Below are 21,785 nucleotides of genomic sequence, written 5' to 3' on the forward strand. Positions count from 1 at the left end.
CCGAACATATTTTCGTTTGATTCTATGCCGGTTACGGCATTAATGTCACTGGAGTCAATGGCAGGGAGATTATTATATTATTTTCAATATGCAGACATGCACACTCCTGCACTTTCATCTCGGTAATTGAATTGCCGAGGATTCCCGCTTATTGTCCTAAATGATTCTTCCATTGAACGCACACGAAACCTGGCACGCACTTTTGCTTTATTATAACATAAATCTTAAAGAATACCAGAGCGAATCCCGACACGGATACAAGCTTGTTGCTCGCCGTCTTTAGAAGCGAAAGTCCTCTCACATCTGATTTAGCAAACAGAAAACGCTTCAGATGCAGCTCCCTGTCACATCTGTGACTTTGGCTCTGCGTCTAAAGCGTCTGGCTGATTTTTCTATTTTCTGTTTTCCGGAAGATGTTCTCCTGCTTCAATCCCATTCAAAAAGAATACCAGAACAGCGACCACGCATCCGGTCAGTACCTTGATCCATTTTGCCATTTTATTCTCTCCATGGTAAAATTATCGATTACTCCAGTACTTTTTTGTAAAAGTCAAAGCAGTCGAAGGTTGCAAAATAATCTTTCGGTGTCTCTGCACGGCGGATCAGTTTTGCCTCTCCGTCTTCTGTGAGCAGAACTTCTGCAGATTTCAATTTGCCGTTGTAATTATATCCCATGGAAAATCCATGTGCACCGGTATCATGGATGACCAGAAGATCTCCCATATCTACCTTCGGCAGCATACGGTCGATTGCAAACTTATCGTTATTCTCACACAGAGAACCGGTTACATCGTACATATGGTCGCATGGCTGATCTTCTTTGCCCATAACCGTGATATGATGATAAGCACCATACATCGCCGGACGCATCAGATTTACCGCACACGCATCCACACCAATGTATTCTTTGTAGGTGTGCTTTTCGTTGATCGCCTTTGTTACCAGACAGCCATAAGGTCCCATCATAAAACGGCCAAGTTCTGTGTAGATCGCTACATCACCCATGCCTGCCGGAACCAGAATCTCATTGTATACTTTCTCCACGCCTTTTCCGATCACGCGGATGTCATTTGGCTCCTGATCCGGGCGATAAGGGATACCGACACCACCGGAAAGATTGATAAATCCGATGTGTACACCAACTTCTTCTTTCAGGCGTACTGCCAGTTCGAACAGTTTCTGAGCCAGCAGCGGATAATAATCATTTGTGACCGTATTGCTTGCCAAAAATGCATGGATACCAAACTCTTCCACACCTTTTGCTTTCATGATACGGAATGCTTCGAAGATCTGTTCTGTTGTCATACCGTATTTGGAATCGCCAGGATTATCCATGATGTCATTGCTGATCTTAAAGATTCCTCCCGGATTGTAGCGGCAGCTCATCTTTTTCGGCAGCCTTCCAACAGCTTTCTCCACTTTTTCAATGTGCGTGATATCATCCAGGTTGATGATACCGTTCAAAGATGCTGCATAAGCAAACTCCTGTTCCGGTGTATCGTTGGAAGAAAACATAATGTCATCTCCGGTTGCACCGATCGCTTTGGAGAGCATCAGCTCTGTCATGGAAGAACAGTCGCAGCCACAGCCGTATTCTCTTAAAATCTGGATCAGAAACGGGTTTGGCGTTGCCTTGACTGCAAAATATTCTTTATATCCCTTGTTCCATGCAAAGGCTTCTTTTAAAGCTTTCGCATTTTCGCGGATGCCTTTTTCATCGTAAAGATGGAACGGTGTCGGAAATTCTTTTACAATTTCCTGAAGTTTATCGTAAGTCACAAATGGTTTTTTATTCATCGGTACGTTCCTTTCCTGTTCACTTGCATGAACACCTGCAGAATATGCTGCTGACAGATTCCTTTTTATATCTGCAACTTTAGCACGCTGCTCTGTCAGACAACAATATGTAAAAAATATAATACGGAAGCCTTTGTTTGTCAATACCTGCATGCATGCACTTTTGAATTATTCCAGAGCCTTTTCACTGATATCTGCAAAGAAATTTTTTATCCGATGTTTTTTATCAACAAGATTATTATACTGCAAAATTGCATAATCATTCAAAATACCGCTCTGTTTTTCATTGCTCCACTGCTGAAATGTGCCATCTGTTCCCTGATAGAAGTTCGCTGTCACAACCGGATACTGCTGCTGCAGTTTTTCCAGCCAGCTCTGATAACCGGTCTTTTCAAGTCCGGCAGTATCCATCAGCAGACCACTCAAATAATTGGTACTGATCGCATCGACTTCTTTTTCCTCGATGTCGTAATTCGCCCACATGACAAACGGCACTTCGTAGCTGGTTTTCAGTTTGTCCGTTGTATCGTTTCGCGTGGCTGTGTCTTCTCCTAAAACACGCAGAACAGAGTTGGTGATATATTCTGCAGGCTGATGATCACCAAACATCAGAATGATGGTCTTTTCATCCTCATCCTGGAAATAGTCGAGCAGATTTTCAAAAGCCTCATCGGTTTTTTTGATCAGAGTCAGATATTTCTCAGTTGCCTCGATCTGAACCTGATGAACCGAACGCAGATCTTCGCCGGCATCGCTGAACTGGATCTCATTTGTCAGATCCTCATATTCTTTGCTGTAGCCTCCGTGATTCTGCATCGTCACTTCAAATGCAAACAGTGGACTGCCTTCCTCTTTTTCTTCATAAAGCTCGATCAGCTTGTCAAAAGCAGACTCATCATCCACCCAGCCACGCAGCAACGTTGCATCCGGAAAGTCTCCGGTATCCCGGAAATACTCGCTGTCAAAGCCAAGATACTGATAAACTTTGTCCCGGTTCCATCCGGTTGAATAATAAGGATGAAGAGCTGCTGTCTGATAGCCCAGTTTTCCAAGCTGTGATGCAAGGGACGGCATGGCTCCGTTTAAAAACTGCTGATACGGAACACTTCCGGTCGGCAGAAATGCCATCGTATTTCCGGTCAGAAACTCAAACTCGGTATTTGCCGTATTTCCGCCCTTTACCGAAACATAGAGATTGCCGCGGACGGTATTCTTTTTCAGGGACCGCCAGAACGGCATGTAATCTTCCGTTGTGTTAAAGTCTCCATAGACAGAAAGATCTGAAAATGCCTCATTCATGATCACAAGAATATTTGGCTGATCTTCCATATCCGTTTTGTCGGTATGGTTCTCTTCGCCTCCGGATGAAACGGATGTTTCCTCTGCAATCTTCTGTGCCGCATCTGTGGAATATCCCTGCGGCTTTTCAATATGCAGATACTGCAAGTTGGCAAGATACGCTACCATAAAACCATTGTTTCGGTAAAGGACATTTGGCGTAAACAGAATATCATCCAGTCCAAAAATTTCCTCACAGTTTTCTGTCTGCACATAGCTGACAAAAGCAAACATCAGTACCAAAGATACTGCAACGGAGAGCAGGCGTTTTTTCACATTTCCAAAGGGAAAGTGCATCTTTTCTCCGAGGATCGCGAGCCACAGAAATCCCATAAGTACAAAATACAGCCGCCAGGAAACATCCAGCGTATAATTATCTGCCACGCTTGCTGCCGTGCGAAGCGAATACAGATCCCAGGGCACGATTGGAGAAGAACGAAAACTGACCACAAAATAGTTGACTGTCCCTGCCAGAGCCGGAAAAACCGGTGTAAGCATAGCTCCCCATCTCATATTGCCGGATACTGCTGTTACGATCAGATATAACACCAGATAAAACAGGTAGTTCAAAAAAAAGATTAACGGTGTCAGATCCCATGGTACATGGGTAAAAAACTCCATGCAGCACAAGGCTGCCGCCGGAAGTGCCAAAAACACGATCGGGTTTAATTTCTTTGGTATTTTAAAATCCCAGGCGATAAAACCGCCCGCCAGGATTGCAAGGAGCAGTGCCAGTCCTGCTTTTGCCAGCTGAAATCCATCGCCTTTTACTGCCAGTATTTCTAAAATAATCATAAGAAGAGCTGCACCAAGTGCAACTCCTCTTCTCTTCTTCGACTTTGTCATCGCCTATTTTGCCTCAACCACCTGCATTACATTTGTGGAACGTCCACGGCCAGATACCATGTTGGTTGCCGGATCGCCCGCTGTAAATACAGCCAGTTCTCCTTTCTTAATCAGTTTGCGGCGTAAAATGATCTTCATGGAGTTGGTGATCATATGCCTTGTGCTGTCTTCTGTTTCACCCGGCATCGCATAGACACCCCAGTAAAGCTGCATCCTGCGGACTGCCTGCTCACTCGGAGAGATCGCATAGATTGGTGTCTTCGGACGCAGGCTGGAGATCATCCTTGCCGTGTAGCCGGTCATGGTCGGAACAACCAGACAGGATGCTTTAAGAATCTCAGCTGTGGACACACTTGCAAATCCAACTGCCATGGAAATATCTTTTTTACGCTGTTTTTTATTTAATTTCTGAAGATTGGAGTAATCCAGATGAGCTTCTGTCGTCTCTGCGATCTTTGCCATCATGCGGACTGCTTCTACCGGATATTTGCCCATTGCGGTCTCTCCGGAAAGCATGATCGCATCACTGCCGTCGTAGATCGCATTTGCCACATCACCGGCCTCTGCTCTGGTCGGACGCGGATTGCGGATCATCGAATCCAGCATCTGTGTTGCAGTGACAACCGGTTTACATTTGCGGTTGCATTTGTGGATGATCTTCTTCTGGATATGCGGAACCTGGTCTGCCGGGATCTCCACGCCGAGATCCCCTCGTGCAACCATGATGCCGTCTGCCGCATCCAGGATCTCATCAATATTTTCCACACCTTCTGCATTTTCGATCTTGGCAATAATACCGATATCTCTGCCGTGATTATCTTCCAGGATCTCGCGGATATCCATGATGCAGTCACTGTTTCGTACAAAGGAGGCTGCGATATAATCCACACCCTGTTCAATACCAAACAGAATATCTTCTCTGTCTTTCTGTGTCACACCCGGAAGATGTATTTTTACATTTGGAACATTGACGCCTTTTCGCTCACCCAGCTCACCGCCGTTTTTGATGATACACTCAATCTTGTCGGCAGAAACACGCTGTACTTCCAGACCGATCAGACCGTCATCGATCAGGATCGTGTCACCCTTTCTCACATCGTAGACAAGCTGCTGATAGGTGATGGAACATCCTGTTTCATCGCCTTCTCGCTCTTCTGTATACAGTGTAAATTCCTTTCCCTGCTCCAGAGATACTTTCTTGCCGTCTTTGAGAAGCCCGGTACGAATCTCCGGTCCTTTCGTATCCAGCATCAGTGCAACCGGAATGCCAAGCTGTTCGGAAACCTGACGCACCAGTGCGATACGCTCAGCATGTTCTTCGTAGCTTCCATGAGAAAAATTGAAACGTGCCACGTTCATTCCGCCTGCGATCAGTTCTTTGAGAATGATCTTGTCCATCGTTCTTGGTCCCATTGTACAGATAATCTTTGTTTTCTTCATTATTCCTCCTGCTGCCGCTTTGCGGCCTGACCACATTTTTATTTTTTGATATGTTTGTGCGTAAACAGATGATCCTGGCAATACTCATAATTTCCGTCGCATTTGGAACAGAAACGAAATTCGAGATCATCACCGTCCAGCTCGGTTCTGCCGCAGATCGCACACTTGTGCTTGGTAATACCGGATCTGCCTGACTGACTGGTCTGCCTTTTGAAATTTTGCTTCCGACGGATTTCTTTTGGTGAAACCTTGTTGTAATTTCTCGTCATCAGGAAAAACAGGATGAAATTGAACATGGATGCAATGATCGCCACTCTTCCAGCCCAGTTTGTCTGAAGGAAGGAAAGGACAATGAAAGCTCCGTAAAGAATCCCAAACCATTTGACCTTGATCGGTATGATAAAATACAACAGCAACTCCATATTCGGATAGCAGACTGCAAACGCCAGAAAAATGGACATATTGATATAATATGTGGAAAACAGTGCCTGCCCGAACACGATATTTCCGCCCATCACAGCATATAAGATAAATGCTCCGATAATTGTCGAAATAATTCCTGAAAAAATATAAGCATTATACCGGAACGCCCCCCAGGTCTGCTCCAGTGAATTGCCAAGAGAATAATACAGCATCAGCATGATGATCGTAAAAATACCAGGTGATTCCGGCGGAATTAAAACCCAGGTGATCAGTCTCCAGATCTGCCCTCTTAAGATATAATACGGCTCAAGGCTTAAATAGTTATACAGTACACCCGGTGCCAGGAAATACAGAAAATAACCGATAACATAAGCTCCGATGATGTACGTGGACAGATTGTGTATGGCATACCGTCCGAATTTACGTTCCATTTTGTTTAAAAAGTTCATAAAAGTTCTTTCATCTTCCTTTCCGCATCGTGTGTTCTGCAAGCTTTCACGGGACAAAAATGCTCTGTCCCGCCTGCCTGTCAATGCCGAATCTATTATAAATTTGATTGTATCTTTTGTCAATCAAAGTGCCTGATTTTTCACAAAGTTTACAAACACTTTAGATTATGAAAGGCTCTGCATTTCATCCGCTCTTTTCTCATCCAAATTTTCCCCTTTTGTCTCTTTGCATCTTCGGCATCCGAAATCCGGAATGCACAGTTCATCTCCGATCTGCAGATTGTATACGTTTACCCAGGGATTGGCAAACAGAAGGGCCGAAACGGTTACACCATATCTCTTTCCTAGTTTATATAAAGTATCTCCCTGCTCGATCACATGAATAAATCCAAAACGACATGTTTTTGCATTGTCCATTCTCTGTCAGCTCCACGATTGCTTTCTGCTCGCTCTATTATATGAAGCACAGCCTGCTGCTGTTCACAGATATTCGGCAAACGATAGCCTCCAAGGCTTTCCACTATTTCCAACTTTCTATTGAATTTTCTGAAATCTTTCATTATAATAACCTCAAAATGATGATATGGGATATTTAAAAGTAAGAAAATTTCTCTGTAACTCTGTAACAGAACTGTTTTCAGGCATCCGGTATGGGGCAGCTGTCTTTTGGTCCCGACATCTTATTTTACTTAGGAGGTAATTTTATGGCAGGTTCTACATTTGGAACTTTATTTAAAATAACTACATGGGGCGAATCTCACGGTGCCGGCGTCGGTGTCGTTGTGGACGGATGCCCTGCCGGTCTTTCGCTTTGCGAGGACGATATCCAAAAATTTTTAAACCGCAGGAAACCGGGACAGAGTCGTTACACGACTCCGCGAAAAGAGGATGATGCGGTTGAGATCCTCTCCGGTGTTTTTGAAGGAAAGACAACCGGAACGCCGATTTCCATGCTGGTACGCAATCAGAATCAGCGTTCCAAAGACTACAGTGAGATCGCTTCCTACTACCGCCCGGGACATGCCGATCTGACCTTTGATCTGAAATATGGTTTCCGTGATTACCGCGGCGGAGGACGTTCTTCCGGCCGTGAGACGATCGGACGCGTTGCAGCCGGTGCAATCGCCTGCAAGATTCTTGATCAGCTCGGCATCAAGATTTTAACTTACACAAAATCGATCGGTGACATCACCGCAGATCCGGCCTGCTTTGACCGCAGTGTGATCATGGAAAATCCTTTTTATATGCCGGATGCCGACGCAGCAAAAAAAGCAGGGGAATTTCTTGAAGAATGTATGAAAAATGAAGATTCCAGCGGCGGAAGCATTGAGTGCGTGATCCAGAATATGCCGGCCGGTATCGGTGAACCGGTATTTGAAAAATTAAGTGCCAACCTGGGCAAAGCGATTTTATCGATCGGTGCCGTAAAGGCTTTCGAAATCGGTGACGGCACGGCAGTTGCCCATGCACTCGGTCATACAAACAATGACCAGTATACAAGGGATCCGGATGGAAAGATCATCAAACTTACCAACCACTCCGGCGGTATCCTGGGCGGCATCAGCGACGGAAGTGACATCTTTTTGCGTGTATCCGTCAAACCGACGCCTTCGATCTCAAGAGAACAGTCCACCATTACAAAAGACGGAGGCAGCAGACAGATTTCTGTAAAAGGCCGCCACGATCCGGTCATCGTACCGCGTGCCGTTGTTGTCGTTGAATCCATGGCTGCGATCACGCTGGTCGATATGCTGATGTGCAGCATTACTTCCAACATGACAAATCTGGAGCGATTTTTCCGTAAATAAAATGCTGAAAAAGCATATAAGATCATGAATCCTTTCTGTATGATTCGAAAGGCATTACATAAAAAATACCGACTTTCTATTTTTTGATTTTTCAATCTTATTTCAGAGAAAGTCGGTATTTTTTATATTCTTTATGTTTTTCTGAATCCCTTTGATCCGGTGTCCGTCCTTAATCCGGCTGTCCGGCTTTGGAGATCAGGATACAGTTCGGCGTATCGATCTTGATCGGTTTTCCTTTCATATAAAGCAGACCCTTTTCGTAATCCACCGTGAAGAAGCGGATCTCATTGGACTCATGGTTCAGCACGACCATGGTCTTCTCATCCGGGAATACAGCAATATCTTTTGGATACTTTCCGCTGATCGGAAGGATACAGATCTTGGAAAGCATACCTGTCTCTGGATCAATTTTAAACACGCCGGCTGTCTCAGAACCTGCTGTGGTGCAGTAGAGATATTTGCCGCTCGGTGCGATACGCAGTCCGGAAGAAGCACATCCATAGTGGTCTTTGCTGTCGGAGATGTCCACTTTCTGAATCTGTTCGAATTTGCCGCCCTCTCCGCTCGCATCGTATGCATAGACCAGCACTTCGTTGGTCAGCTCGCAGTTCACATAAGCGAAACGTCCGTCTCTGCTGAAACGGATCAGACGCGGTCCGGACTCCAGTTCGCAGCGGATGATATCATAGAGTTTCAGTTTACCGTTCGTCTGATTTACCGTATAGACTTTGATCTGGTCAATACCATTGTCTACCACGCACAGATATTTATCGTCCGGTGTGATCATCGCACAGGTGACACGCGGGCGGAAATTTCGCTCTGCAACGCTGCCGAGTCCCTGATGGAAAATGCCGTCGAGCACTTCTCCAAGACTTCCATCTTCTTTGATACGCACCACTGTGATCTTGCCGTCATGGTAGCCGCAAACAAAAAGGAATTTTCCTTCTTTGTCTGTTGAAAGGAAACATCCTCTCATACCGTCAATACCGACTTTGTTGATTGGTTCCAGTCCGCCGTCCTCTTTGATCTTCAGGACTTCAACACCTTCATCTGCAATCGAATACAGATATTTTCCATTGTTGGATTTTGCCACATGAGATGCGTTATTTACCGGAACGACTTCGCGTTCTGTCATGTAACCATTTTCTACGTCCAGGTCGTATACATGGATACCAATACTGCTTCCGTGTGTATAAGTTCCGACATATGCAACATACTTATCCTTACTCATCTGTAATCCTCCTTTAACTTGTCAGTCTTGTTTTTATTTTACCATATTTTTTTTGATTTGTTAAGACAAATTAAAACATTTTGCACAAAAAAGATATTGCAATTTTTTATCGATACGTGTATGATATTTTTGGAAGCAAAGAGGTCACTGCGTAAGCACTCTGCGCTATATCCGGCAAGATGCCCGATGTTCGCGGAAAGCACTGCAGACGGCCTTTTTTTGTTGTAAGATTAGGAGGTGCTTCACTAAAAAATAAACTCAGACTGGAGGTATAAAGCATGAGCAACAAGCTGATTGATTTTATCAACATTTCAAAATCCTATGGTACACAGACCGTTCTGGATGATCTGAACCTTTATATCCGTGAAAATGAATTTCTGACCCTGCTTGGTCCAAGCGGCTGCGGCAAAACAACGACGCTTCGTATTCTGGGTGGATTTGAAACTCCCGACTGCGGTCAGGTAATCTTTGACGGTGAAGATATTACGAATCTTCCGCCTAATAAAAGGCAGCTGAATACCGTTTTTCAGAAATATGCACTGTTTACCCACATGACTATTGCCGAAAATATTGCGTTTGGCCTGAAGATCAAGAAAAAAAGCAAACAGTATATTTATGATAAGATCAAGTATGCCTTAAAGCTTGTCAATCTGGACGGATATGAAAACCGTATGCCGGATTCTTTAAGCGGCGGCCAGCAACAGCGTATTGCGATTGCCCGTGCGATTGTAAATGAACCGAAAGTACTTCTTCTGGATGAACCGCTCGGTGCCCTTGATCTGAAACTGCGTCAGGATATGCAGTATGAACTGATCCGCCTCAAAAACGAACTTGGCATTACTTTTATTTATGTAACACACGATCAGGAAGAGGCACTTACCATGTCTGACACGATCGTGGTTATGAATCAGGGCTATATTCAGCAGATTGGCACGCCGGAGCGTATTTACAATGAACCGGAAAATGCTTTTGTCGCTGACTTTATCGGTGAGAGCAACATCATTCCGAGCCTGATGTTAAAAGACCGTCTGGTAAAAATACTCGGCGTTCCGTTTGCCTGCGTGGACGAAGGATTCGGACAGAACAAACCGGTCGATGTCGTGATCCGTCCGGAAGATATCTGGCTTCGCAAACCGGGTGAAGGAAGCATTGACGGTGTTGTCACGCATCTGATCTTCAAAGGCGTTCATTATGAAATGGAAGTCCGTGCAAATGAATACGACTGGCTGGTGCACAGCACCAAGATGTTCCCGGTCGGCACACAGGTTTCCATCCATGTAGATCCTTTTGATATCCAGATCATGAAAAAACCGGAATCTGAAGATGAGGAGGCCGTCAACATTGAAGAATAAACGTTATCTTGCAGGGCCGTACCTGTTCTGGTCGATTTCTTTTGTCGTGATCCCTCTGCTGGTGGTCTTCTACTATGCCATGACAAATGATGAAGGCAGTATCACTTTTGCAAACCTTGCCCAGATCACCACACAGGAAAATTTAAAGGCACTTGGCATGTCACTGCTCCTCTCTTTCGTGAGTACAGCGATCTGTCTGCTGCTTGCCTATCCGCTTGCCATGATCTTAAGCAGCAAGAATGTCAATCAGTCCAGTTTTATCGTGCTGATTTTCATTCTTCCGATGTGGATGAATTTCCTGCTCCGCACCATGGCATGGCAGACGCTTCTGGAAAAAAACGGTGTGATCAACAGCATTCTTTCTTTTGTGCATCTCCCGGCACTGGAGATCATCAACACTCCAGGAGCGATCATTCTTGGCATGGTTTACAATTTTCTGCCTTTTATGGTGCTGCCGATCTACAATATACTGATCAAGATCGACCGTGATGTCATCAATGCAGCAAGAGACCTTGGAGCAAGCTCTTCTTATACCTTTTTAAAAATCATACTGCCGCTGAGCATCCCCGGCATCATCAGCGGCATTACGATGGTATTTGTACCGGCTCTGACAACTTTCGTTATTTCCGATCTTCTCGGCGGAGGCAAGATCCTGCTGATCGGCAATGTCATCGAACAGTCTTTCAAGCAAAACAGCAACTGGCACGTCGGAAGCGGACTTTCCATGGTCCTGATGGTATTTATCATTGCCAGCATGGCACTGGTCGCAAAATATGACAAAGAAGAGGAGGGCTCTTCGTTTTGATAAAGAAATATCTCGAAAAAATATATCTTGCCCTGATCTTCATCCTGCTCTACGCACCGATCCTCACTCTGATCGTGCTGTCTTTCAATAATTCAAAGACCAGGGCAAAATGGGGCGGATTTACTCTGAAATGGTACAGCAGCCTTTTTCAGAATGAACAGATCATGAATGCACTTTACACCACTTTGATCATCTCCCTGCTCGCAGCCGTGATCGCAACCGTGATCGGAACAGCCGCAGCGATCGCGATCCATGGCATGAAACAGAAATGGCGTACTTTATATTCCGGGCTGACCAACATCCCGATGATGAATGCAGAGATCGTGATGGGTGTTTCTCTGATGCTTTTATTTATTGCCTTTCACGTTACGCTTGGATTCGGAACAATTCTGATCGCCCATATCACGTTCAATATACCTTATGTCATACTGAGTGTGGCACCGAAACTGCGACAGACGAGCCGACGTACTTATGAGGCGGCACTGGATCTTGGGGCTTCTCCTCTTTATGCCTTTTTTAAAGTGACGTTTCCTGACATTCTGCCGGGTGTGCTCTCCGGTTTTATGCTGGCGTTTACCATGTCACTGGATGATTTTGTGATCACACATTTTACAAAAGGTCCAGGTGTGGATACCCTTTCTACCAAAATCTATTCAGAAGTGCGTAAGGGCATCAAACCGGAAATGTACGCACTTTCTACCCTGCTGTTTGTTACGGTTCTGGTACTTCTGATCCTGGTCAACGTATCACCGAAAAAGGACGCAGAGACAGCGGCAGCCAGAAAACACGTCCGCCGCCGTTCCAGAGCCGGCAGGATCCTGATCAAACGTGTGATCCCTGTCGCGATCTGCCTGGTATTTGTCGGAGGCGGTATTTACTATGCTTCCAAGGGTCAGATGCTGACAAAAGAAAAACTGATCGTCTACAACTGGGGCGAATACATGGATCCGGATGTCATCACCCTGTTTGAAGAAGAAACCGGCATTGATGTTGTATATGAAGAATTTGAGACAAACGAGATCATGTATCCGAAGATCAGTTCCGGTGCCATTGCCTATGATCTGGTATGTCCTTCAGACTATATGATCCAGAGAATGAGGGAAAATGACCTGCTCGCCGAAATCAATTTTGACAATATTCCGAATATCAAAAACATCGGCAAAGACTATCTGGAACATTCAAAAGAGTTTGATCCGGAAAACAAATACTCGGTTCCGTACTGCTGGGGTACCGTTGGTATCCTCTATAATAAGACCATGGTAGATGAGCCGATCGACAGCTGGAGTGTTCTGTGGGATGAGAAATACAAAGACAACATCCTGATGCAGGATTCCGTCCGTGACGCATTTGGCGTGGCACTCAAATACCTCGGCTACTCCTTAAATTCCACGGATCTGGATGAACTGAACGAAGCTAAAGACCTGCTGACCCGCCAGAAACCACTGGTACAGGCATATGTCATCGATCAGGTCCGTGACAAAATGATCGGAAATGAAGCAGCGATCGGTGTCATTTATTCCGGTGAAGCCATCTACACCCAGCAGGAAAACCCGAATCTGGAGTACGTGATCCCGAAAGAGGGAAGCAATCTCTGGATCGATTCCTGGGTGATCCCGAAAAATGCCGAGCACAAGGAAAATGCTGAGAAATTTATCAACTTCCTCTGCCGCCCGGATATCGCCCTGATGAATTTTGAATACATTACCTACTCAACGCCAAACACCGCAGCACGCGAACTGATCGAGGATGAAAGCATCCGCAACAGCAAGATCGCTTTCCCGGATCTTTCCACTGTACCAAATCTGGAAACGTTTCAGTATCTTGGCACAAAGAACGATGAGGTGTATAATGAACTTTGGAATAAAGTAAAATCAAAATAACCCGGAGGTATATACTATGAGTTTTAAAGAGATCAAACCAGAAGAACTTCAGAAAAATCCATTTCAGATGATTGGAAAAGAATGGCTGCTCGTAACAGCCGAAAAAGACGGAAAAGCAAACACCATGACTGCTTCCTGGGGCGGTGTCGGTGTGATGTGGGGCAGAAACGTGGCCTTTATCGTGATCCGTCCGCAACGTTATACAAAAGAATTTATCGACGCTTCCGATAAGCTTTCTCTCTCTGTTCTTGATGAAGAGTACCGCAAGACACTCAGCTATCTTGGCTCCGTATCCGGAAGGGACGAAGACAAGATTGGAAAAAGCGGCCTTACCGTAGTTCACACGGACGATGTTCCGTATTTTGCCGAAGCAAATACCGTGATCACAGGCAAAAAACTCTATGCACAGGAATACAGACCAGAATGCTTTATCGATTCATCTCTTGACGAAAAATGGTATCCTCAGAAAGATTATCATACCATGTACATTCTGGAGATTGAAAAAATACTGGTCCGTGAATAAAACATTTGTACAATCTTGCATAATTGTTCATAGAAAAAGTGACAGATTTCGATTGTGAATCTGTCACTTTTTCTATGATGTGTGACACCATGATGCCAGTTCAAAAGACCGTTTAACCAGGTATCTTATTTATGCAAAGAATTTTGTATAATATCCCATCACAAAGATAAACAGGACGATCAGCGGCAAAATGTATTTCACATAAAACGCGATCTGTCTTGGGAATTTCATACCTTTTCCGGTATTCGTCTCTTTGAGGAAATTCTCATATCCCCATCCAAGCTTCGTCGTACAGAACAGCAGGTAGACAAGACTTCCAAGTGGCAGCAGATTGTTGCTGACAATAAAGTCCTCCAGATCCAGGATCGTGCTTCCAGCTCCAAGTGGTGTGATACCGCTCCATACATTATAGCCAAGCACGCATGGCATAGAAAGAACCAGTACACCGACCAGATTGATCAAAACCGCCTTTTTGCGATCCCATCCTTTCAGATCCATAGTAAAAGAAATGATATTTTCAAAAACGGCGATAACCGTAGATAAGGATGCAAATGTCATAAACAGAAAGAATAACGTACCCCACAATCTTCCTCCTGCCATGGCGTTAAATACATTCGGCAGTGTGATAAAGATCAGGCTCGGGCCGCTGTCCGGCTGCACATTGTAGGCAAAACAGGACGGAAAAATGATCAGTCCTGACATCAGTGCCACAAAGGTATCCAGCACACAGATGCTGACTGCCTCGCCTGTCAGGGCACGCTCTTTTCCAATGTAGCTTCCAAAGATAGCCAGTGCCCCGATTCCGATACTGAGCGTAAAGAATGCCTGTCCCATCGCAGCATAGACCACTTCACCGATCCCGGCTTCTTTTACTTTTCCGAAATCTGGATACAGATAGAACTTCAGTCCTTCCTGTCCGCCCGGAAGCAGGACCGAACGAACTGCCAGAACGACCATCAGGGAGAGCAGACATACCATCATCACTTTTGTGATACGCTCCACACCTTTCTGAAGACCTTTTGCACAAATGCCGAAGCAAAGCAAAACAGCGATCGCCATAAATACCGTCATCAGTACCGGCTGTCCGAGCATATGACTGAAGGCCTCCCCTACCTGATCGGAATTTAAGCCATCAAACTGTCCCGTTGCCATCTTCACAAAATACAGGATCATCCATCCGGCGATCGTTGTGTAGAACATCATCAGCAAATAATTTCCGGCGATCGCACCATATTTATACAAGTGCCATTTCGTTCCTTTCGGCTCCAGAACATCAAACGAACAGGCTGCACTTTTCTGACTCGCACGTCCGACCGCAAACTCAGCTACCATGACCGGCAGACCGAGGATCAGAAGAAACGCCAGGTAGATCAGTACAAACGCCGCTCCTCCGTACTTTCCAACAATGTACGGAAACCTCCATACATTTCCAAGACCGATGGCACACCCTGCCGATATCAAGATAAAACCAAGTCTTGAACCAAACTTCTCTCGTTCCATTTCTTACTTTTTCCTTTCTTTTTCATCTTTTCTTTGACAAGCAAAAATTTGTGCCCTATACTCTTCTTTAGTTTTACAAAAAGTAACTCTGAAAGGATTTTCTATGACACGTACATTTGTTTACTCCATATCTGCCGAAGAATCCGGCACAAAAATAACGGATTACCTGAGAAATCACGGCTATTCCCGCCACATTCTGACCTGTCTGAAGCATACCGACGACACGGTTCTTGTAAACGGTTTAGGCGTTTATATGAACTATGTCCTTCAGCCGGATGACCGGCTGACCATTGTGATACCGGAAGAAACACCGTCGGAACATATCGTTCCTGTAAACCTTCCTTTTCCGGTTGTCTATGAAGATGAAGATCTGATGATCATCAATAAACCATCGGATATGCCGATCCATCCATCGATCCATAATTATGAGAATACACTCGCCAACGCTGCTGCCTGGTATTTTGGGCAAAAAGGAGAAAACTTTGTTTATCGCTGCATCAACCGACTGGACCGTGATACCACCGGACTTCTGATCCTGGCCAAAAACCGTTTAAGCGGTGCCCTGCTCTCCAGAATGAGTGCAGAACGTAAGATCCACCGGCAGTATCTTGCCATCGCTACAGGAGAGATTCCAAAATGTGGTACGATCGATGCACCGATCGCGAGAGCCTGTGATTCTGCCATCCTGCGGCAGGTTGATTTTGTCCATGGTGAACGGGCAATAACGCATTATCGCCTGCTTAAATTTGACGGTTTTTATTCTCTTGTGCTTTTACAGCTGGAAACGGGACGTACGCATCAGATCCGGGTTCATATGAACCACATCGGCCACCCGCTTCCCGGAGACTATCTTTACAATCCGGATTACCGGCTTATAAAAAGACAGGCTCTCCACTCTTGTCGGCTGACTTTCTGCCACCCGATCAGTGGAAAGCCCATGGATTTTACTGCCCCGATTCCGGATGATTTTAAAACATTTGCGTGCGGATGCGTGGAACTTCATCAATATGCAGATAACGGCTGATGCTCTTTACGATCAGATCGTGATCAGAAAAATGATCCTGCCCTTCGACCAGAATGGCTCCGATCACACCTACTTCTTCGATGCGGATCGGAAATCCTCCTCCGCAGGCTGCGTAATCTTTCTCATCAAGATACCAGTCTGCGAGCGTCTCTTCACTTTTACGCAGAAGCACACTCGTATAAAGGGAACTTCTCTCTAAGGTACGCACGGTATTCATTTTTCGCTGAAGCCACCGTTCGCTCTGAAGGTTCACACTGTCAGATGCATACTGAAATACCGTCAGCCCGTTATTCAGACGGATACTGACTGCCACCGGAAGTTTTCTTTTGATTGCTTCCGCCACGATACAGTTGCCCACCTCCCATGCATCTGCATTTGTAAAGTGAGAAAACTGCAAGATCTCTTCCTGCATATCAAGCAGTCCCAATAATTCATCAATCGTCATATGCTATCACTCCTTTTGTATCACTATGACTGTCTTTTATTCTACCACTCTTTTTGTCCGGACTCAACAAATTTCTGCTTTTCACATGCCTTTCAAAATGCTATACTGAAGACAGGATGTCTGGATCAAAACAGGAAGCCGCAATATGTGCCTTCTCGTCTGATACCCACATCAAAAATATTGAAAAAAACAGAAAGAGAGGTTTTTCCATTGAAAAAAATAGCAAGTTTCACCATAGACCATATCAAACTGCAGCCGGGCATTTATGTATCCCGCAAGGACCACATCGGTGCAGATACGATCACAACGTTTGATCTTCGCATGACTTCCCCAAATGAGGAGCCTGTCATGAATACCGCTGAACTCCACACGATCGAGCATCTCGGTGCTACTTTCCTTCGCAATCATCCGACTTTTGCTGATAAAACTGTATACTTTGGCCCGATGGGATGTCGCACCGGTTTTTATCTGCTTCTCGCAGGAGATTATGAATCCAAAGACATCGTCCCTCTGGTCACAGAAATGTTTACCTTTATCCGCGATTTCCACGATGAAGTACCTGGGGCATCACCAAAAGACTGCGGCAATTATCTGGATATGAATCTTTCCATGGCAAACTACCTGGCAAAAAAATATTTAGATGAAGTTCTGACCGATATCAAAGCAGACCGCCTGATCTATCCGGAATGATCACTTTCCTTTCAGGTAAACCTGCCGGATATAACGGTAAAGATAATCTTCGCCTTTTTTATCGAGGATTGTCAACAGTTTTACCAGATCTTTTTCTGTCTGGGGATGCATCATATAATGGTGCTTCCCCTTTTCATAATACTGCAGCGGGAAATGATCGTTATAGTTTTTTCCGTTGTAGATCTTGGATGCCGCCATACGATCCATCATCATCTCTGCGATATATTTTCTCGGCATCGGCATACCGGTCATCGGGTTGCCGTCTTTTTCCACACTGTAATCGATCCAGTATTCAAAATGATGGCGGTTGCGTCCTTTGTGATGCAACCATGCTTTGGATACGCCGGTCTCTTCTCTCTCTGCATTGTTCGGACTGCGGTTGCCCTGATAATATTTGCATCCGACCAGAAACTCCGTCGGCGAATATTTTGACAGGTCGTGTGTCAGTCCCTGTTTGTAAAGTCCGATTTTAAAACACTCTTTCATCACCAGGATCTTATGCCTTGTGATGGTTGTGAAGTGTCCGATTACTTTCTTTAACATCTTTATGCTTCCTTCCAATCAACACAATTACCGTCCTTGACGATACCTGTACCTGTCTGCTGTCCGGCAACAGACGCCATTTGTCCTCTTCCAAAATGCCCTCACTCGTATCCAGAGCCACATTCCAGCGATAGCCGCCCGGCAAAGCCGGAAGTGCAAAAGTATGCTCCATCCAGTGCATATTATAGGCAATATAGATCAGTTCATCCTCATCGGCATATTTGCCGCAGTACATAACACCGATCTTACGGTTCTGCCCGTCCAGTTCCCCATACCACGCACTGCTGCTGTGATAGGAAATCCCCGGAAAACCGCAGGATAAGCTGTCCGTCATGCTCAGTTCCTGTCCCATATGCAGGATTTTATGCTTTTTGCGAAATGCGATCAGATCTTTTACAAACCGGAACATTTCACTGTTTCCGGATTTATATCCTTTCCAGTCAAGCCAGGAAATCTCATTGTCCAGACAATATGGATTGTTGTTGCCAAGCTGCGAGTTGCAGAACTCATCCCCGGCAAGGATCATCGGCGTTCCTGCCGACAAAAGCAGCATACACCATGCATTTTTCATCTGACGGTTTCGAAGCTCCAGAATTTTCTTTTTGCGGCTTTTTCCTTCTTCTCCGCAGTTCCAGCTGTAATTCTGCACTCTTCCGTCACGGTTCTGCTCGCCGTTATCTTCATTGTGACGTTCTTCATAAGATACCAGGTCACATAATGTGAACCCGTCATGGCTTGCTATGTAATTGATCAGCCCGCTGCCCTTTGGATTCCGCCTCATCCGCTCTGCAAATGCTTTCAGGCTCTCTTCGTCTCCTTTTAAGAAACGCCGGACATCGATCATAAACCCATCGTTGCACTCTGCCACCATCCGCTTTTTTGGCAGATTCTTCTTGCCATAGATCTCCTCCACCGGAAAATAAATATTTAAAAGCTTGGTATCTGCAAACAGCGGATCCGTCGCCATCAGGTTACAGATGCCCTGCACGCCGCGGACATGAAATCCATCCACATGATATTCCTGCACCCAGTATTGCAGACATTCCGTAATATAACGCGGGCTGCATCCTTCCGGAAAATAAAATTCCATTAGAACTTCGATACCAAGACGGTGCATGGTCTTTACCATATCTTTAAATTCACGCACCGGATCTTTTGTCGCTGCATAGGCACGTTTCGGGGCAAAATGAAAGGCCTTTGTATAGCCCCAGTAGTTCAGACGCTTCGGAAGCTCTTCTTCTTTACGGTACCGGGCATGTGTTTTCACAGACTCCATTTCAGCGAATTCATAGGCCGGCATCAGCTTGATCTGATTGATGCCAAGCTCTTTGAAATATTCTGCCTTCTCGGTGATTCCAAGGAAGGTTCCCTTATGACGCACACCGGAATAACGCTGTTTTGTAAACCCACGTACATGAAAGCTGTACATCACGGCATCTTCGTATGCGATCTGCGGTTTCCGGTCATCCTCCCAGTCGTAATTTCCGGCGATCATCGCACAGCGGACTTCGTGTCCCTCCGGATGCTCCTCACCAAATTTCCCGGTTCCGATCAGTACTTTTGCATAAGGATCCAAAGTTACTTTTCCATCTATGCAAAAATTGTATTCATATCGTGCAGATGCTATTTTTTCTGCTTTGACACAGACGATATCTCCAATCGTGTTTGTTGCAGGAAACGGTATTTCCTGTATTACTTCTTTACTGCCTTTTTTATAAAGAAGCAGGCTGGCTTCTTCGTTGTTTTTGCGTTCCATCGAAAAGACGATTCCGTCTTTGACCGGAACGGCTCCCATTGCCTGGAATGTTTCCACTTTCATCAACCTTTCTGTGACTCTATTTTTTCCGCCAGATCATTTAAATAAACCCATCGATTCATCTTTTCTTCCAGTGCATGCTCCGCCTTTTCTTTTTCTTTCATCAGTTCGTTTAATTTTCCCGGATTTGTTGCATTTGCCAGAATCTCAGCTTCCAGAGCGGCGATCCCATCTTCTAAGTGTGCGATGTCGTCATCGATCGTTTCAAATTCTTTCTGTTCTTTATAGGAAAATTTCAGTTTTGTCTTACGGTTCTGCTTCCAGTCTCTGGAAGATTTTGAACTCCCTTCCTCAGACTTTCCCTTTCCGGATTTCCCGAAAAGTGCATTCCCGCTTTCCGATGTTTCTTGTGATGTTCTTTTCTGTTTTGTTTCCAGATAGTCGGTATAACCACCTTCGTACTGCTGCAAATGACCGTTTCCGTCAAATTCAAAAATGCGGTCCACCACATTGTCCAGAAAATAGCGGTCATGGGATACGGTGATCACAATCCCCGGAAAACTGTTCAGGAAATCCTCCAGAATCGTCAGCGTCTGAATATCAATATCATTGGAGAGCTCATCAAACAGATATACATTTGCCCCGGTAAAAATAACTTTCAGCAGGTACAGTCTTTTTTTCTCCCCGCCGGAAAGCTTGGATACCGGTGCATACTGCATTTCCGGTGTAAACAGAAATCGCTCCAGCATCTGAGATGCCGAGATCTTCCCGTCTTTTGTCGGCAGATACTCTGCCACATCTTTGATGTAATCGATCACCCGCTGCTCGGTATTCATATCCGGCACTTCCTGTGCAAAATATCCAAGCTGAATCGTCTCACCGATCTCCACGCTCCCACTGTCCGGCTCGATCAGCCCGGCAATGATCTTGATCAGCGTTGATTTGCCGCATCCGTTCGGTCCGATGATGCCAAGCCGCTGATTTTTCAGAACAATGTAATCAAAATCATCGATCAGTACTTTCTCTCCGTAGCGTTTGCTGATATGATGCAGTTCTACTGTCTTTCTGCCCATCCTTGCAGCTGTTGCTTCAATCTCAAGTGTGGCGTCACTGACCGGTGCTTTTCCCGCTTTTAAAGCCTCAAGACGCTCCAGTCTCGCACGCTGTTTGGTACTTCTCGCACGACAGCCGCGTTTTGCCCATTCAAGTTCCATACGAAGGACGCTCTGTCTTTTTCGCTCCGTTGCCAGTGCCATCTCTTCTCTTTGCACTTTCAGCTCCAGAAATTTTGAATAATTTGCTTCATAACTGTAAATTTTCCCGTGATCCAGCTCCAGGATCCGATTACTCACACGATCCAGGAAATAGCGATCATGCGTTACCATGATCACGGTTCCTTTATAACGATTCAAATAGTCTTCCAGCCATGTGAGCATCTCATTATCCAAATGGTTGGTCGGCTCGTCCAGCAGCAGTACATCAAAATCCTGCACCAGTGTCCGTACAAGTGCTGCCTTTCTCCTCTGACCACCGGAAAGCTCTGCCAGCGGCTGCTCATGATCCAAAATGCCCAGCTGATTGAGCATGCTCTTTGCTTCACTTTGCAGTGTCCAGTCCATGTCCCACATACCATCTGTCACATAGGAAAGTACGGTTTTTTCTTCCGGAAATGCCGGATTCTGCTGCAGGTATGCGATCCGGATCCCGTTCTGTGTGATCACCTGCCCTTCATCTGGCTGTTCCAGTCCAGCAAGCACACGCAAAAGTGTTGTCTTTCCGGTTCCGTTGATACCGATCACACCGATCTTCTCTCCTTCGGAAATGCCACAGGAAACGTCATCAAAAATCACTTTTCCGCCAAAAATCTTGCTGATATGTTCTATATTGATAATATTCATAAAATGCCGGCTCCTTGTCTCTGTCTTCTATACAATT

Annotated in this window: 18 protein-coding genes; 7 read left to right on the forward strand and 11 right to left on the reverse strand. The window is 45.3% G+C overall.

The features are described from left to right. Positions 1–525: 525 nt before the first annotated feature. From GPK60_RS09790 to GPK60_RS09810, 5 genes are all read right to left on the reverse strand, one after another. Positions 526–1,797 (reverse strand): diaminopimelate decarboxylase, encoded by a 1,272-nt coding sequence (locus GPK60_RS09790; RefSeq protein ID WP_215659738.1) that lies wholly within the window; start codon positions 1,795–1,797, stop codon positions 526–528. 168 nt (positions 1,798–1,965) lie between these two features. Further along, positions 1,966–3,981, reverse strand: a complete 2,016-nt coding sequence (locus GPK60_RS09795) for an LTA synthase family protein (protein ID WP_215659741.1) — start codon at positions 3,979–3,981, stop codon at positions 1,966–1,968. 3 nt (positions 3,982–3,984) lie between these two features. Then, positions 3,985–5,421, reverse strand: coding sequence for a pyruvate kinase (gene pyk / locus GPK60_RS09800; protein ID WP_022118664.1), 1,437 nt, complete (start codon positions 5,419–5,421; stop codon positions 3,985–3,987). Positions 5,422–5,459: 38 nt separating this feature from the next. Then, positions 5,460–6,293 carry a hypothetical protein gene (locus tag GPK60_RS09805; protein WP_147631571.1) on the reverse strand — a complete coding sequence of 278 codons (834 nt, stop codon included), beginning with the start codon at positions 6,291–6,293 and terminating at the stop codon, positions 5,460–5,462. A gap of 165 nt (positions 6,294–6,458) precedes the next feature. Then, complete coding sequence (locus GPK60_RS09810; RefSeq protein WP_022118666.1) at positions 6,459–6,710, reverse strand: LysM domain-containing protein; 252 nt, start codon at positions 6,708–6,710, stop codon at positions 6,459–6,461. Between the two features lie 287 nt (positions 6,711–6,997). Between GPK60_RS09810 and aroC the strand changes: the two genes are divergently transcribed. Then, entirely contained in the window at positions 6,998–8,101 is a 1,104-nt protein-coding gene (gene aroC / locus GPK60_RS09815) for a chorismate synthase (protein WP_022118667.1), read from the forward strand. A 169-nt stretch (positions 8,102–8,270) separates the two neighbouring features. Here the strand turns inward: aroC and GPK60_RS09820 are convergent, their stop codons facing one another. Then, positions 8,271–9,332, reverse strand: coding sequence for a lactonase family protein (locus GPK60_RS09820; protein ID WP_147631573.1), 1,062 nt, complete (start codon positions 9,330–9,332; stop codon positions 8,271–8,273). Positions 9,333–9,610: 278 nt separating this feature from the next. On the opposite strand from GPK60_RS09820, the gene GPK60_RS09825 reads away from it, so the two are divergent. Genes GPK60_RS09825 through GPK60_RS09840 form a run of 4 tightly spaced genes read left to right on the forward strand, consistent with a single transcriptional unit; the run spans position 9,611 to position 13,892 of the window. Further along, positions 9,611–10,684 (forward strand): ABC transporter ATP-binding protein, encoded by a 1,074-nt coding sequence (locus tag GPK60_RS09825; RefSeq protein WP_215659744.1) that lies wholly within the window; start codon positions 9,611–9,613, stop codon positions 10,682–10,684. After that, the gene (locus GPK60_RS09830) at positions 10,656–11,489 is read left to right on the forward strand and encodes an ABC transporter permease (protein WP_215659747.1); all 834 of its coding nucleotides are present in this window, start codon (positions 10,656–10,658) and stop codon (positions 11,487–11,489) included. The genes GPK60_RS09825 and GPK60_RS09830 overlap by 29 nt, the downstream gene beginning before the upstream one ends. Next, the gene (locus GPK60_RS09835) at positions 11,486–13,369 is read left to right on the forward strand and encodes an extracellular solute-binding protein (protein ID WP_215659749.1); all 1,884 of its coding nucleotides are present in this window, start codon (positions 11,486–11,488) and stop codon (positions 13,367–13,369) included. Before GPK60_RS09830 ends, GPK60_RS09835 begins: the two co-directional genes overlap by 4 nt. Before the next feature lie 16 nt (positions 13,370–13,385). Further along, positions 13,386–13,892 carry a flavin reductase family protein gene (locus GPK60_RS09840; RefSeq protein WP_215659757.1) on the forward strand — a complete coding sequence of 169 codons (507 nt, stop codon included), beginning with the start codon at positions 13,386–13,388 and terminating at the stop codon, positions 13,890–13,892. Positions 13,893–14,021: 129 nt separating this feature from the next. Here the strand turns inward: GPK60_RS09840 and GPK60_RS09845 are convergent, their stop codons facing one another. After that, positions 14,022–15,392, reverse strand: coding sequence for a sodium-dependent transporter (locus tag GPK60_RS09845; protein WP_173897497.1), 1,371 nt, complete (start codon positions 15,390–15,392; stop codon positions 14,022–14,024). Between the two features lie 103 nt (positions 15,393–15,495). On the opposite strand from GPK60_RS09845, the gene GPK60_RS09850 reads away from it, so the two are divergent. Continuing rightward, a complete protein-coding gene (locus GPK60_RS09850) occupies positions 15,496–16,416 on the forward strand; it encodes an RluA family pseudouridine synthase (protein ID WP_022118941.1) in 921 nt (306 codons plus the stop codon). On the opposite strand, the gene GPK60_RS09855 is transcribed toward GPK60_RS09850, so the two are convergent. Continuing rightward, positions 16,361–16,861: a heme-binding protein gene (locus GPK60_RS09855; RefSeq protein ID WP_022118942.1), complete on the reverse strand. Its 501-nt coding sequence runs from the start codon at positions 16,859–16,861 to the stop codon at positions 16,361–16,363. The two genes, GPK60_RS09850 and GPK60_RS09855, sit on opposite strands and share 56 nt — an antisense overlap. 210 nt (positions 16,862–17,071) lie before the next feature. On the opposite strand from GPK60_RS09855, the gene GPK60_RS09860 reads away from it, so the two are divergent. Further along, the gene (locus GPK60_RS09860; protein ID WP_147631585.1) at positions 17,072–17,551 is read left to right on the forward strand and encodes an S-ribosylhomocysteine lyase; all 480 of its coding nucleotides are present in this window, start codon (positions 17,072–17,074) and stop codon (positions 17,549–17,551) included. Here GPK60_RS09860 and GPK60_RS09865 read toward each other — a convergent pair whose 3' ends face one another. Genes GPK60_RS09865 through GPK60_RS09875 form a run of 3 tightly spaced genes read right to left on the reverse strand, consistent with a single transcriptional unit; the run spans position 17,552 to position 21,748 of the window. Next, the gene (locus tag GPK60_RS09865; protein ID WP_147631586.1) at positions 17,552–18,094 is read right to left on the reverse strand and encodes a DUF5662 family protein; all 543 of its coding nucleotides are present in this window, start codon (positions 18,092–18,094) and stop codon (positions 17,552–17,554) included. It lies immediately after the preceding gene. Continuing rightward, positions 18,048–19,913, reverse strand: coding sequence for a hypothetical protein (locus GPK60_RS09870; protein WP_173895787.1), 1,866 nt, complete (start codon positions 19,911–19,913; stop codon positions 18,048–18,050). The genes GPK60_RS09865 and GPK60_RS09870 overlap by 47 nt, the downstream gene beginning before the upstream one ends. After that, positions 19,913–21,748, reverse strand: a complete 1,836-nt coding sequence (locus GPK60_RS09875; RefSeq protein WP_173897495.1) for an ABC-F family ATP-binding cassette domain-containing protein — start codon at positions 21,746–21,748, stop codon at positions 19,913–19,915. Before GPK60_RS09875 ends, GPK60_RS09870 begins: the two co-directional genes overlap by 1 nt. Between the last annotated feature and the right edge of the window lie 37 nt (positions 21,749–21,785).

Origin of the sequence: Ruminococcus sp. MCC718 (assembly GCF_018783905.1) — a bacterium.
In the GTDB taxonomy this organism is placed as follows: Bacteria; Bacillota; Clostridia; order Lachnospirales; family Lachnospiraceae; genus Hominisplanchenecus; species Hominisplanchenecus faecis.

What these genes read in the sequence shown, in the direction of transcription:
- GPK60_RS09805 (WP_147631571.1), bottom strand. Translation starts at nt 6,293, where the DNA reads ATGAACTTTTTAAACAAAATGGAACGTAAATTCGGACGGTATGCCATA.
- GPK60_RS09850 (WP_022118941.1), top strand. Translation starts at nt 15,496, where the DNA reads ATGACACGTACATTTGTTTACTCCATATCTGCCGAAGAATCCGGCACA.
- GPK60_RS09840 (WP_215659757.1), top strand. Translation starts at nt 13,386, where the DNA reads ATGAGTTTTAAAGAGATCAAACCAGAAGAACTTCAGAAAAATCCATTT.
- GPK60_RS09870 (WP_173895787.1), bottom strand. Translation starts at nt 19,913, where the DNA reads ATGAAAGTGGAAACATTCCAGGCAATGGGAGCCGTTCCGGTCAAAGAC.
- GPK60_RS09825 (WP_215659744.1), top strand. Translation starts at nt 9,611, where the DNA reads ATGAGCAACAAGCTGATTGATTTTATCAACATTTCAAAATCCTATGGT.
- GPK60_RS09875 (WP_173897495.1), bottom strand. Translation starts at nt 21,748, where the DNA reads ATGAATATTATCAATATAGAACATATCAGCAAGATTTTTGGCGGAAAA.
- GPK60_RS09820 (WP_147631573.1), bottom strand. Translation starts at nt 9,332, where the DNA reads ATGAGTAAGGATAAGTATGTTGCATATGTCGGAACTTATACACACGGA.
- GPK60_RS09830 (WP_215659747.1), top strand. Translation starts at nt 10,656, where the DNA reads ATGAGGAGGCCGTCAACATTGAAGAATAAACGTTATCTTGCAGGGCCG.
- GPK60_RS09795 (WP_215659741.1), bottom strand. Translation starts at nt 3,981, where the DNA reads ATGACAAAGTCGAAGAAGAGAAGAGGAGTTGCACTTGGTGCAGCTCTT.
- pyk (WP_022118664.1), bottom strand. Translation starts at nt 5,421, where the DNA reads ATGAAGAAAACAAAGATTATCTGTACAATGGGACCAAGAACGATGGAC.
- GPK60_RS09810 (WP_022118666.1), bottom strand. Translation starts at nt 6,710, where the DNA reads ATGGACAATGCAAAAACATGTCGTTTTGGATTTATTCATGTGATCGAG.
- GPK60_RS09855 (WP_022118942.1), bottom strand. Translation starts at nt 16,861, where the DNA reads ATGACGATTGATGAATTATTGGGACTGCTTGATATGCAGGAAGAGATC.
- GPK60_RS09865 (WP_147631586.1), bottom strand. Translation starts at nt 18,094, where the DNA reads ATGTTAAAGAAAGTAATCGGACACTTCACAACCATCACAAGGCATAAG.
- GPK60_RS09790 (WP_215659738.1), bottom strand. Translation starts at nt 1,797, where the DNA reads ATGAATAAAAAACCATTTGTGACTTACGATAAACTTCAGGAAATTGTA.
- aroC (WP_022118667.1), top strand. Translation starts at nt 6,998, where the DNA reads ATGGCAGGTTCTACATTTGGAACTTTATTTAAAATAACTACATGGGGC.
- GPK60_RS09845 (WP_173897497.1), bottom strand. Translation starts at nt 15,392, where the DNA reads ATGGAACGAGAGAAGTTTGGTTCAAGACTTGGTTTTATCTTGATATCG.